This is a genomic window from Thalassospira sp. CH_XMU1420-2, assembly GCF_037029325.1.
Classification (GTDB): Bacteria; Pseudomonadota; Alphaproteobacteria; order Rhodospirillales; family Thalassospiraceae; genus Thalassospira; species Thalassospira povalilytica.
In genome coordinates this window covers 812,693-825,734 of record NZ_JAYMEG010000002.1, presented here as the reverse complement: position 1 = coordinate 825,734, position 13,042 = coordinate 812,693, and the positions used below count along the sequence as shown (strand labels likewise).

The following is a 13,042-nucleotide window of genomic DNA, read 5'->3' as shown; positions in this document are numbered from 1 at the left end:
TTGCTTCCTTTGTTGCAGCGTGGATGTCAGCAGATCGAAGAACGCAGATGGGATCACATAAACCTTACGGGAACACGTCTGGCTCGGGATCAACTGTACAGCATGACTGATAACCAACAAACCATCGATCTCGCCGAAAAATTGTGGTCGCGCCTGCGCGGGGGTAAACCCGGTAACGGCCGACATCCGCAAATCTGCGGCGATATTCCTATGTCTATAGGTCGGGATGGAACCTGGTTCTATCAAGGTGGTCCGATTGGTCGAATTGAACTGGTGAAACTTTTTTCATCTGTGTTGCAACGTGATGATGAAGGCGGCCATTGGCTGGTCACCCCGGCCGAAATGGCCCGGATCGACGTCGAAGATGTCGCCTTTATCGCGGTCGAGTTGCAAAATGACGGCAACGGCACCGATCAGGTCATCCGTTTTCGCACCAATATCGACCAATGGGTCGATCTGGATGCGGATCATCCGTTACGCGTTGAACATGATCCTGAAACCGGGGAACCGTCGCCCTATATCGGACTGGAACGCGGACTTGAAGCGCGCCTGAACCGCGCGGTATTTTATCAACTGGTTGAACTGGCTGATGAAATTAAAGATCCCGACAGTAATATGGTACGTATCGGTGTTTACAGTCATGGTCAGTTCTTCGAAATTGGCCGGATGGAGACGGTTGAATGAACCCGGATGATATCATAGCTGCCCTCAGGGCCCCACAGACCGACATTCTGCAACGGCGCGGTGATCATGCCGTGGATTATCCCGGATCGAAATCACGTGCGCGTGCCTTTGCCGAAGGTGAACTGGTGTCGCGCCCGGCCGCTGTTTTGGTGCCGCTGGTCAAACGCGATGCCGGTTTGCAGGTAATCCTGACCAGACGCACCGACCATCTTAGTGATCATGCAGGGCAGATCAGTTTTCCCGGCGGTCGTCAGGAACAGGAAGACGCAACTCTTGAAGAAACCGCCCTTCGCGAAACCGAAGAAGAAATTGGTCTGGCACGCCGCCATATCGATCTGATCGGTCGTATTGACGACTATTATACGGTGACCGGCTATCAGGTGACCCCGGTGATCGGGCTGGTGACGCCTCCTTTTGATCTGACACCGGATGATCACGAAGTGGCCGAAGTGTTCGAAGTACCCCTTGAATTCATCCTCAATCCCAGAAATCAGAAATTGCAGACCGTCACTTTTGAAGGTACGCGCCGACGGTATTTTGCAATCCCGTATCGGGAATATTACATCTGGGGGGCGACCGCCGGGATGCTGGTGAATTTCAGTGAAGTGATCCGTGCCAACGCACCAAGCGTGCAATTATAAGCCAAGCGACCAACGCCAAGTGTTCGGGACGAAATAACATGTTGCGACAAATCATCCAGATCGGCCTGCCATTGATCCTGCCCTTTGTGATTTACGGGCTGTGGCTGAAATGGGCGCGCGCAAAGGCCATCCGTGAAGGCCACGATATCATTCCGCCCTGGAACAAGGGCCCGTGGCTTTTGCTGTTCGGGGCGGGGGTCGCCTTGACGGCGGCGATTTTGATTTTCACCGCATTGGGGACTGGTGCGCCACCCGATTCCATTTATCATGCCCCGGTATTGCGCGACGGTGTTGTCGAACCCGGCTATTTCGAGCCGAAAAAATAACACCTGTCTGACAGACAACCGTCTGCCCCTGTTTCAGATTACACTCCGTAAACGGTGAAAGCCCAAACGTGCGATGACGGCACTTGAACCAACCGGAAGATTGCAGCCATACGGGATCATGGTTGCCGATGATACTGCCCGCGTTTTTGACGCCATCGCCCAGCATGGCGGTCAGGCGCGCTATGTCGGTGGAATTGTCCGTGATGCGTTGCTCAAACGTGATTTGCATGACGTTGATATTGCCTGTGACCTTAAACCCGAAGAAACCGTGATCGCCCTTGAAAAGGTTGGCATCCGGGTTGTTCCGACCGGACTCAAACATGGGACAATCACCGCGATCACCGATGCCGGTTCCTATGAAATCACCACTTTGCGGGTCGATGTCGAAACCAATGGCCGCCACGCCGAGGTCGCCTTTACCGACAGTTGGTTTGCCGATGCCAAGCGGCGCGATTTTACCTTTAACGCCATCTACTGTGACCCGGACGGCACGGTTTACGACCCGTTTGACGGGGAAACCGATCTGCGCGAAGGGCGGGTACGCTTTATCGGCGTTGCCGAAAACCGCATCGCCGAGGATTATCTGCGTATTTTGCGGTTCTTCCGGTTTCAGGCATGGTTCGGGCGGCCCCCGATCGATCCGGTCGGGGCAGAAGCCTGTCGCAAGGGCGCGCAGGGGCTGCTTGATATTTCGGCGGAACGCATCCGCGACGAATTGTTCAAACTGCTGCGCGCCAAAAGCCCGGCTGGAACGGTCGGCGACATGATCGGTTTTGGCATCTTGCCGACGATCTTGCCGCAACTTGCCCGCACCGACTGTTTGCGGATCATGCAATGGCTTGATAGTACGGCACTTGCTGTACCGGCCATTCGTCCTGATCCGTTGCGCCGCTTGGCGTCCCTGTTTGTCACCGGCGACAATGGTGCGGATGACAATCTTGAAGCCGCCGAACAGCTTGCCCGCGCATTGCGTCTGTCCAACGAACAAACGGAACGGTTTGCCGCGATGGTTTCCCATGCGCCGCTGATTGATCCGAACATGTCGGTTGATGACATTCGCCGCGATCTTTATCGCATTGGGGCGGATGCATTTCGGGATGCGGTGTTGCTGGCTTGGAGTACGCGCGCATCCGTGCCGCCACGCTGTTCGCGCCAGGAAAACGAAGAATGGAAAAGCCTGATTGATGCGGCAACAAATTGGCAGCCGGTCAAATTGCCGATACAAGGGCGCGACATTCTTGCCGCCGGGCTTGCCCCGGCGGGACCCCGGATCGGCGAACTTTTGAAACAGGCCGAAAATTACTGGCTTGATCATGGTTTTGCACCCGGCCCGGACGATTTGATGGCATATCTTGCCAGTCTTTCCAAAGCTGGCGAACAGGAGACGCAATGAGCACAGGCGCAATCGGACATCGCATTTGCTGTTTTGGAGACAGTCTGGTCAATGGTGTGCGCGACGGGGAAAAGGGCGGCTGGCCGATGCGTCTTGGCCGTCGGTTGCTTGACGAAGCCAAACGCGAAGTCACGATCTATAATCTTGGCATTCGTGCGGAAACCACCGATGGCCTGAAGGCACGCTGGAAGTTCGAGGCCGAGCTTCGCATGGTGCCCGAATTCCCAACAGTTCTGATGTTCAGCTTTGGCGTCAATGATGCCAATCATGCCGAAGATCGCGGCGAAGAAACCACGATGCGGGTTTCACCGGCGAAATCTGCGGGGAATGCTGCCGAAATCATCGGTGCCGCAGCCGAGCTTGCCCCGACTTTGTGGATCGGTCCGCAGGCCGTGATCAATGGCAGCAAATCAAGCCAGGAAATCAATGAACGGCTTGAAGGTCTGAACCAGATTTATCTGGAAACCGCACGCGGGTTTGATGTGCCCTATCTTGATCTGTTCCAACGAACACTTGAAGACGAAACCTGGCAGCGTGCCCTGCGTCGCGGGGATGGCTATCACCCGGACAAGGCCGGTTATGACCGGCTTGCTGAAATGATCTGGGATTGGGATGGCTGGAAACGGGCCGTCGGACTGATCGAATAGGGTCCGATGGGCCAAGCCGGTCAGGCAAGAATATTGATATATTGACCACGTCCGGCCGCGTTGTTGGCGCTGGCGGAATTTGCCGAACCGCTTTTGCCATAACCCGACGGATCGAACTGGTCGATATAGTTTTCAAGGACGGTGTCCTGTGCGCCTTCCTTGACGAACCGTTGCTGTTCGTTGCGGTCGCGTTCATAGGCCTGAACGGCACGGTCAATTTCCTGATCCGATGTCAAAGCCGCACGGCTTGTGCGTTCAACAGCCTGATTCTGTTGCTGAAGTTCCTGTTCGGACTGCTGGCGTTGTGCAATCGGACTGGTCGGACGGACCGGAATTGCCGTTTGCAGATCAGAGGATGAGGAAACGCTGACCATTGATGCGGAATGCTCGTTCAGTATCGTTGATGTTGTCTTCTTTGATCGGAATATTACCCATCAATCCGATAAATTGAAGCGTTAATTTGTAGTTGGATTGTAATGCCAACCGGGAACGTGGCTGGTTGGGGATTGCGGCTTATTTCCCGCTGACCGGAATGGGGGCGCAGGGGGCGTCATAAATGCCGCTGGCAAAGCGGTTTTCGCTGTTTTTTGCAATCGCCTTAAGCTTGGCGGCCTCGACCGAAATGTGATCAAGGGTAATGTCGGTGCGTTCCGGGGGAATGCGCACAAGGGCGGCACTGACACTCATAAGATCGAACCGGGTGACATTATTGTCGCGCCCCTTGCCGATCAGATATCCGCGATCCCGGGTTTCCTGGTCATAGAAACTTTTGATCTGGGCATCGAACATGGCCTGGGCGCGCTGGACGGCTTCGACCGCGACTTCGAAATCGATCGACTGGACATAGGCAAAGAAATCATCGCCGCCAATATGGCCGACAAACCAGTCATTCTGACTAAGCACCTTGCCCAGGATATCCTTGAACAAAAGGATCGCGCGGTCCCCTTGGCGGAATCCATAGCGGTCATTGAACGGTTTGAAATTGTCAAAATCGAAATAGACGGCAAATCGCCGTTTGCGCGGTTGTGACAGGGCATGGGCGGCATAGCGGTAAATCGCGCTGTTGCCGGGCAAACGGGTAAGCGGGTTTTCATCGCGCGCATTCAGGGTGTTGCGTTCATTGACTGCGCGCAACAGCGCACTTTGATCCAGCACACCGAGATAGCGGCCATTTTCCGTCAGGATCACACCATCAAGCGCATTGGTCGCAACAAAGGTTTCCAGAAGTTCTGACAGGCTGGTGCGAATATCAGCAACCGGACAGCGGCGCAGAAACCGTTTGATATTGGCGCGATTGGCCGGGTTTTGCAGCAACTCGCGCCCGAACGGCGTATAGATGAAAGCCTTGAATTCGGAATCGCGCACAACCCCCATCGGTTCGCCATCCTGATTGACCACCGGAACCAGGGTGATGTCGGGGTTCTGCTGAAAATAGGTCAGGATATCGACCGGATTGATGTCACTGGGGATGGCTGGCGTATCAAGAAGATAAGATCGCACAACATCATCGTCGCGATCGGATTGGCGGCGGGTATCGGCCGCGATGTCGGCTGCGACCTGAACCAGATCGGTGCGTTCGGGAAGATCGGTCGACGGGCGGGCGATAAAGAAGCCCTGCACCAGATCACAGCCAAGCCGCCGGCAGCACAGGAATTCTTCACGGGTTTCAACGCCTTCGGCAACGACCTGGGCTGCAATCATATGGGCAAAGGCCGTGATCTGGGTGACAAACAGTTCCTTGCGCCGGTCGCGATCAATGCCGTCAATAAAGAATCGGTCGATCTTGATGATATCCGGTTCGCATTCATAGAGCGCGCGCAACTGGGCAAAGCCGCTGCCGTAATCGTCAATGGCGATCTTGAAGCCCTGACTGCGATAGCGCACCAGAATATCCTTGAGATAGGCGGCATTGCTGATTTCGTGGCGTTCGGAAATCTCAAGAAAGATCGTATCGCGTTCAAGACCGGCATCGGCCAGAAGTGCAGCCGTCTGACCGGGTTGGTAATCTTCGGTTTTTACGACGCGATTGTCGAAATTGTAAAACAGCTTCAGACGTTTTGCGTCAGGCATGCGCGCGAATTTCTGAATGGCCTTGGCGCGCAGCAACATATCGACACTGTGCAGGTTTCCGGTATCCCACGCGGTATCAAACAGGGCCTGAATGGATGGAAAGCCGGCATCCTCCCAGCGGCGCAACAATGCCTCATATCCGAAAATATGACCCGTATGCGGGCTGACAATGGGCTGGAACGCAAAGTCGACTTTTTCAACGACCTGCTGCCAGTTGCGCAGCATGACCGGTTTGGTCTTGGGTCGATCCGATATCAATTCATCTTCTGCATCAAACGCCAATGCAGTTCCCCGATCTTCAAAAATGGCCTGAATTCCCGGATTGAAGGAGTCACATTAATATTTGATCATGCTCGTAGCTCAGGTTCGACAACAACTTGATGACAGTTAGATTACGAATATGTGACATCCGCAGAAAACGTCCGTTTTTTTGTCAAATAATCGACTTTTGCCTATGCAAAGGTATTAGACAAATCAGGTGATCCCGGACCCGGATCAGGTCGCATTGATGCGCGCTAGCGGATGATGTTCCTGCACCAGCCCGCGAAGTCGGGACTCGAGAACATGGGTGTAAATCTGTGTTGTCGAAATATCGGAATGGCCCAGCATCTTTTGCAGGGACCGCAAATCCGCCCCGTTGGCCAGAAGATGACTGGCAAAGGAATGGCGCAGTACGTGCGGCGATACACGTGACGGCGCAATTCCGGCTTCAATCGACAGATCCTTGATCATTTTCAGAAACATCTGACGGGTGAGATGCCCGGTTTTACCGCGCGACGGAAATAAGTATGAGGATTGCCCCGGCCGGTCGGCATGGCCGGTTGATTTGTCTGATGGAATGAAGGCATCGCGGACATCAAGATAATCGCGCAGCGCATCACGTGCCGGATCAGACAGCGGTACCAGCCGTTCCTTGCTGCCCTTGCCCCGGACAATCAGCATCCGTGGATCGCGGGCCGCAGCGGCATAGGGCAGTTCGACCAGTTCGGAAACACGCATGCCTGTCGCATACATCAGTTCCACCATCGCCAGAAGACGCTTGCCCTTGATGCCCGGATGATCAGATGCGGTGGCAATCAGGCGGTCGATTTCGTCAATCGACAGGAATTTGGGCAATGTCTGGCCCTGTTGCGGGCTTTCGATATTTGATGACGGGTCGTCATTGCGATACCCGTCCGAATACAGGAATTTGTGAAACTGGCGGACGGCCGACAGACGCCGTGCCTGTGTCCGCGGGGCAAGCCCGGCCGCGCCCAGTTGCGACATATAACGCCGCACATCCGCATCACCCGCGCGCACCGGATCGGATTTTCCCGCCGACAGTGATGCTGCGTAATCTTCAAGATCACGGCGATAGGCATCAAGCGTGTGCGCACTGGCGCCACGCTCTGCTGCCATCATTTCAAGAAAGGCCGATATCAGCGAACTTGTCGGTGCCTTGGCCATGGCCGGGTTCCATTACTGATCAAATGACAGCAACAGTTCAGTCGCAAGATGCTGGGCATCACTATGCAGTCCGACCATTTCAAGGGCGGCAACCGTATCTGCCAAAACCTTGGGATCGGCATTCGGGGCATTGGCAATTTGCTGTGCCTGAATGGCCATGGCGACGGTTTTGGCCTTGTGCTGCGCACTTGCCGACGCCGCCAGATTATGGGCAACCGCACTGCTGATCGTCAGGCGGTCCTCGGCATAGGGCGCACTCAGAAGACTGTCCCAAAGCCCGGCGGGAACTTCGATCCCGAAGCCTTCAAACAGGGTGTAAACCAGTTCGGCATAGCGTTTTGCCGCGGCCTGATCACCGCGCGCGGCCTGCATTTCCTGCCATTCGACCATTCGCGCCCGATGACGGGCAAGGGCAGCAGCCCGATCGGTTGCCTTCTGAATGTCTTCGGGGGACGTCGAATTGGGCATCACGGTTGCCGATGCCATCGAGCTTGCAGGTGCAACCGCCCCGCCCAGACCAAAGCTTTGGGTGGTCATCTGCGGGTTGGACCCGGTGGCGTCAAGGCCGAATGGCGCGTTGGGTTCCGTTTGGGAAACCTGTTCCGATGCGGGGATGGCCCCGGTTTCTTCAAGTCCGGAAATGGCCAGAACCGGATAAAGCATGCTGAGCCGCGATGCGATGTCATTGCCCGGATTGGCACCATTTTTTGCCACCGAAAGCCAGTTGGCTGCGCGTTCCAGGCTGTTTGCCGCCAAGGATGCCTTAAGTGCGGCGACCGCAAACCATGAAAAATCACCATTGACCGGAATGTCTGCCAGCAATGGTGCGCTCAGTCGGGCGGCCTGCATGAAATCGCCTTCGATCTGGGCGGTGTCATACAGGGCGGCAAGAATTTCGGCGCGTGCCGCAGGCACGTCACTTTGGGCCGCTGCCTGATAAAGTTTGGCATATTGGCGCGCCTGGATGCCTTCGGCAGCATCATCAAGGGCATTTTCAAGTGCACCGGCGTCGAAACTGACCGAACCATAGATTTCGCCAAGTTTGGCTGCATCAATCAAACCGAGGCTTTCGGCCTTGCGCGCGGCTTCAAGGCGAACATCGGTCGGGGTGGCATCGGCATTGGCAATGCCGATGATGGCCGTCGGATTACCTGATTCAAGCTGGCTGGCCGGGATGGCCTGTTTGGCAATTGCCAGAAGGGCCAGATCGATCGGGCGCAATTCTTCAAGAAGGTCGGGTTTGACCGCCGTGCCGCTTCGAATGGCCGCAACCAGCCCAAAGAAGGTGGCATCCTTTTCCCCGTCCATTTCACGAACAAGATCGACCGAAAACGCAGCAGCGGTCGGATCATTGGCATAAAATGCGCACATCGCCGCCGCCTTGAGCCAGAACATCTGGTCATAGCTTGCGCTATAACTTTCAATCGCAGCGCAGGCTTCATCAAGACGTGCCCCGATCATCAGGGCATTGACCTCGGCCTCGGCAAGCAATTCACCGCGCGCCCCTTGTGGAGTGGCGCGAACAAGTTCAATCGCCTCGTCAAGTGCGCCCATATTGATCAGCTTGGCGACGCGGGCATCAAGCAGGCTGATATCCCTGGAATCTTGTGGCAGGGCCGCCGCAGACAGCAATAGGCGGACCTGAAGGTCGCGTGCAGCATGGGTTGCCGGTGTGGCAGGCAAGTCGGAAATCAGCTTGGCCGCGGATTTGCGGGTCGCCCCGTTCCACATGTCAATGCCCAGTCCGCCGCGCGAACGGTCAAGGGTCCCGACCGCCTCGGCATCAACAGCACCAAGTGACAGTGACTGAACCGCGTTCGGATCGGACGGGAAGGGCGATGGTTGCGTCCCGGTTGCCGGGGCACCAAAACCGCCCTGGGATACCGTGCCACTGTCCGGGGAGGATACCGGATCAGAAGATCGTTGTTCTGCGTCCCGTTCTGCTTCCTGTTTGAGAAACAGCGGCACAGGGGCCGATGTCTGGGCATGCGCAGAAGAGGCGATAACACCCGTTCCCGTCATCATGGCCAGTAAACAGGTCTGTATCAGCAGGCGGGAACGCAACGTCATCTTAATTGAACCTCGAATTCGGGATGGTTTCTTCGATTTGGGTGGTCGGTGCCGGAATGTCCCAGGTAACAAGGAACGTCGCACCGCCAACAATCACAGCGATGACCAGCAACAGGATGATGCGCGATAAGATTCTCATTTTAATCCAGACTTCGAAGCGTTTAAGCAAATGACGCAGCTACCAGTATGGCCACGAAAATCAAAGATGCAAGAAACGGAAAGTAAGGGCCGATCATTTGTTCTCATGACCGCCTGACCAGCCTGCATCAAAGATATTTTCCCACCGGTTTTCTTCGCGCCGTGGCGTTATCAAACCGCGTGGATGGCATTTCAATCCGGCAACTTCAAGGCAGTATAGGGCGCTGTTCCTCACAGAGGGTTAATAAACGCCCCGCAACATCATTAGCCAAAATGCGCAGTCAACATCTTCGATATGACGAAGAACGCAAAATCGACGGATGTTTTTTGTCGTCGATCATGTGCGGTTTGCTTGCGTTCGGGGTTCAGCTGCCCTAAAGAATTGGGTAATTTGTATATCAACCGATTGAACTACAGGACTGCAAACCGAACATGGACAGCAACATTGCCGAGTCGGGTTTGCACGAAGACGTGATCGCCAAAATCCGTAACGGCCTTAAGGGCCGGACACTGGTTTTCATCGGGCTTATGGGGGCTGGAAAAAGCTGCATCGGCCGGATGGTTGCCAAGGAACTGAAACTGGATTTTGTCGATGCCGACCGCGAAATCGAAGAAGCCGCCGGCTGCTCGATTGCCGATATCTTCAAGCTGTATGGCGAAGAGGCATTTCGCGATGGTGAGGAACGTGTAATAGCCCGTTTGCTTGATGGCGAACCGATTGTGTTGGCAACCGGTGGCGGCGCGTTTATTCGCGAACGCACCCGCGACCTTATTCTTGAAAAATCCATATCTGTCTGGCTGCGTGCCGATCTTGAATTGCTGCTGCATCGAACAAGTGGCCGGACCCACCGTCCGTTGCTCAATAGCGGCGACCCGCGCGAGATTCTGGCGAACCTGATCGAAACGCGTTATCCGGTCTATGCCGGGGCAGACATTGTTTTTGACTGTGATGAATCTTCAAAGGAAGCCACCCGGGACGCCGTTCTCGAACTGTTGGCGAAATCCTTTGACGATGACGGTCAACTTATCAAGACAGGAACCTGAGAGTGAGCAATCACGACACCCTTCGCGTCGAACTTGGCGCGCGCAGCTATGACATCCTTGTTGGCAGCAACCTTTTGGCCGATACCGCCAAATATATCGCACCGTTCGTCAAAAAGGCCGGTGTCGTCGTGATCAGTGATGCTGTGGTGGCCAAACATCATCTGGCAACGGTTCTGACATCGCTTGACGGGGCAGGGATTGCGCATCGCGAAGTCATCGTGCCGTCGGGTGAAAAATCCAAAAGCTTTGCTGTGTTCGAAGATGTCGTCGAACAGATCCTGGCAATGGGGATTGAACGATCGACCCTGATTATCGCCCTTGGTGGCGGTGTTGTCGGTGATCTTGCCGGTTATGTTGCCGCATCACTGTTGCGCGGGCTTGATTTCGTCCAGATCCCGACGACCCTTCTGTCCCAGGTCGACAGTTCGGTTGGCGGCAAAACCGGGATCAATTCCAAATCGGGCAAGAACCTTGTTGGGGCGTTTCATCAGCCGCGTCTGGTTCTGGCTGATACAGCGGTGCTTGACAGCCTTCCGGCACGCGAACTTCGTTCGGGCTATGCCGAGGTGGTCAAATACGGCCTGATTGATGATCCGGAATTTTTCACCTGGCTTGAAGAAAACGGTCAGGCGGTTTTGTCGACGGACGGCCCTGAACGCCGTCAGGCCGTAATTAAAAGCTGCGCGGCAAAAGCACGGATCGTTTCCGAAGACGAACGCGAAGGCGGCAAGCGCGCGCTTTTGAACCTTGGCCACACATTCGGTCATGCCTTCGAAGCCGAAACCGGCTATGGCGAAAAGCTTCTGCATGGCGAAGCCGTTGCCATGGGCATGGTGATCGCCCATGACGTGTGCGGTGCAATGGGCTTGGCCCCGGCCGGTGAAAAGGACCGGATCGTTTCCCATTTGAAATCGGTCGGGCTTCCGGTTGCGGCGTCCGAAGTTACCGGCATGCATTGGGATATCGACAAGGTGATCAGTCACATGTCGCGCGACAAAAAGGTCCGCGATGGTGAAATCACCTTTGTCATGACCCGCGGTATCGGCAAGGCATTCACATCCAAGGCAATGGATGTCGAGAAAATGCGTGCCGCGATTACCCGTTCCTGCCGCCGCTAACAATAACGATCCCGACGGCTTGTCGCCTTTTTCGGGCGAAAGGACGTCGGGATTGCTTTTTTGCAATTTGTGATGTCGTTAACTTGTTTAACGACAATTGACCTTATAGGTGAACACAGGACAAAGTAGTCCGGCTGAGATCACCCTTTGGAGACGACCCTGAATGACAATCACGATTATCGTGATTTTTTTCCTGCTGATGTTATCGGCATTCTTTTCTGGCTCGGAAACCGCGCTGACGGCTGCGTCACGTCCTGTGATGCATCACAAGGAACAGGATGGTGATCAGCGTGCAGGGATCGTTAACAGACTGCGCCAGTATCAGGAACGTCTGATCGGGGCGATCCTGCTGGGCAACAATATGGTCAATATTCTGGCCTCGGCGCTGGCGACGTCGGTGATGATCGAACTGTTCGGGGAAAACGGCGTTGTTTATGCGACCGCCGTGATGACCGCCCTTGTTCTGATCTTTTCGGAAATCCTGCCAAAGACCTATGCCCTGCAACATGCCGATACCATGGCCTTGCGGGTTGCGCGCCCGATGAGCATCCTTGTCGTGATCTTTGCCCCGGTCACCCAAAGCATTCAGGTGATCGTACAGGCAACCTTGCGCCTGTTTGGTAGTGGCGAAGGTCCGGGGCTGGACAGCGAACGCGAATTGCGTGGCGCGATCGAACTGCATGCCGATGACGTCGTGGTCGGAAACCACCATGCCGAACGCACCATGTTGCATGGCGTGCTTGATCTGGAAGATGTCGGTGTCTGGGAAATCATGGTTCATCGTCGCAAGGTGCAGATGATCGATATCACCCGCCCGATGGAAGAAATTCTGGATACGGTTCTGGCAAGTCCGCACACCCGTATTCCGATCTATGAAGAAGACCCGGACAATATCGTCGGTGTTCTTCATGCCCGCGAGGTTCTTAAGGCGATTGTTCGCGGTGCAAAGCCCGCCAATGCATCAGATGTGCGCGCATTAAGTGCCGAACCATGGTTCATTCCGGATTCAACAACCCTTGCCGACCAGCTCAAGGCCTTCAAGGAACGGCACGAACATTTTGCCATCGTCGTAGACGAATACGGTGCGTTCGAAGGGGTTGTGTCGCTTGAAGATATTCTTGAAGAAATCGTCGGCGACATTGCCGATGAAACCGATGTCGAGGTTGTCGGTGTCCTGCCGCAGGCAGACGGGTCGGTGATTGTGCGTGGTGATGTGACGATCCGCGACCTGAACCGACGGTTTGGCTGGCGTTTGCCAGACGAAGAAGCCGCAACGGTTGCCGGTCTTTTGCTGTATGAAACCCGGCGCATTCCCGATGTCGGTCAGCAGTTCCGGTTCCACGGGTTCGAATTCGAAGTTCTGCGCCGTATCCGCAACCAGATCACCCGCGTTCGCATGAACGAAGTCACCGATCTGGCCGCCGAGGATCAGGAATAAAACCGCCAAAACGGCATCGCCAACCGG

At 55.3% G+C, this 13,042-nt stretch carries 13 protein-coding genes; 8 read left to right on the top strand and 5 right to left on the bottom strand.

What is annotated here, in order from left to right; translation table 11 throughout:
* The 5 genes from WA429_RS08485 to WA429_RS08465 all read left to right on the top strand — a co-directional run bounded on the left by WA429_RS08485 (position 1) and on the right by WA429_RS08465 (position 3,691).
* Positions 1-684 carry a DUF1285 domain-containing protein gene (locus WA429_RS08485; protein WP_228196122.1) on the top strand — a complete coding sequence of 228 codons (684 nt, stop codon included), beginning with the start codon at positions 1-3 and terminating at the stop codon, positions 682-684.
* The gene (locus WA429_RS08480; RefSeq protein ID WP_068519777.1) at positions 681-1,325 is read left to right on the top strand and encodes a CoA pyrophosphatase; all 645 of its coding nucleotides are present in this window, start codon (positions 681-683) and stop codon (positions 1,323-1,325) included. The genes WA429_RS08485 and WA429_RS08480 overlap by 4 nt, the downstream gene beginning before the upstream one ends.
* A 38-nt stretch (positions 1,326-1,363) precedes the next feature.
* Complete coding sequence (locus tag WA429_RS08475; RefSeq protein ID WP_068519776.1) at positions 1,364-1,651, top strand: hypothetical protein; 288 nt, start codon at positions 1,364-1,366, stop codon at positions 1,649-1,651.
* 73 nt (positions 1,652-1,724) lie between these two features.
* Positions 1,725-3,044 (top strand): CCA tRNA nucleotidyltransferase, encoded by a 1,320-nt coding sequence (locus tag WA429_RS08470; protein WP_206928217.1) that lies wholly within the window; start codon positions 1,725-1,727, stop codon positions 3,042-3,044.
* Positions 3,041-3,691, top strand: coding sequence for a GDSL-type esterase/lipase family protein (locus WA429_RS08465; protein ID WP_068519774.1), 651 nt, complete (start codon positions 3,041-3,043; stop codon positions 3,689-3,691). Before WA429_RS08470 ends, WA429_RS08465 begins: the two co-directional genes overlap by 4 nt.
* Positions 3,692-3,711: 20 nt before the next feature.
* Here WA429_RS08465 and WA429_RS08460 read toward each other — a convergent pair whose 3' ends face one another.
* The 5 genes from WA429_RS08460 to WA429_RS08440 form a co-directional block, all read right to left on the bottom strand.
* Positions 3,712-4,065, bottom strand: a complete 354-nt coding sequence (locus WA429_RS08460) for a hypothetical protein (protein WP_101247199.1) — start codon at positions 4,063-4,065, stop codon at positions 3,712-3,714.
* Positions 4,066-4,204: 139 nt separating this feature from the next.
* Entirely contained in the window at positions 4,205-6,043 is a 1,839-nt protein-coding gene (locus WA429_RS08455) for a GGDEF domain-containing protein (RefSeq protein WP_287465370.1), read from the bottom strand.
* 213 nt (positions 6,044-6,256) lie between these two features.
* Positions 6,257-7,207, bottom strand: coding sequence for a site-specific tyrosine recombinase XerD (locus WA429_RS08450; protein WP_287465372.1), 951 nt, complete (start codon positions 7,205-7,207; stop codon positions 6,257-6,259).
* Positions 7,208-7,219: 12 nt separating this feature from the next.
* Positions 7,220-9,277 carry an antifreeze glycopeptide gene (locus WA429_RS08445; protein WP_287465374.1) on the bottom strand — a complete coding sequence of 686 codons (2,058 nt, stop codon included), beginning with the start codon at positions 9,275-9,277 and terminating at the stop codon, positions 7,220-7,222.
* A 1-nt stretch (position 9,278) separates the two neighbouring features.
* On the bottom strand, positions 9,279-9,416 hold the full coding sequence (locus WA429_RS08440) for a hypothetical protein (RefSeq protein ID WP_170310220.1): 138 nt from the start codon (positions 9,414-9,416) through the stop codon (positions 9,279-9,281).
* 431 nt (positions 9,417-9,847) lie between these two features.
* Between WA429_RS08440 and WA429_RS08435 the strand changes: the two genes are divergently transcribed.
* The 3 genes from WA429_RS08435 (at position 9,848) to WA429_RS08425 (ending at position 13,015) form a co-directional block, all read left to right on the top strand.
* Positions 9,848-10,459: a shikimate kinase gene (locus WA429_RS08435; RefSeq protein ID WP_068519769.1), complete on the top strand. Its 612-nt coding sequence runs from the start codon at positions 9,848-9,850 to the stop codon at positions 10,457-10,459.
* A 2-nt stretch (positions 10,460-10,461) separates the two neighbouring features.
* Positions 10,462-11,577, top strand: a complete 1,116-nt coding sequence (gene aroB / locus WA429_RS08430; RefSeq protein ID WP_287465376.1) for a 3-dehydroquinate synthase — start codon at positions 10,462-10,464, stop codon at positions 11,575-11,577.
* A 163-nt stretch (positions 11,578-11,740) separates the two neighbouring features.
* A complete protein-coding gene (locus WA429_RS08425; protein WP_068519767.1) occupies positions 11,741-13,015 on the top strand; it encodes an HlyC/CorC family transporter in 1,275 nt (424 codons plus the stop codon).
* Positions 13,016-13,042: the final 27 nt, after the last annotated feature.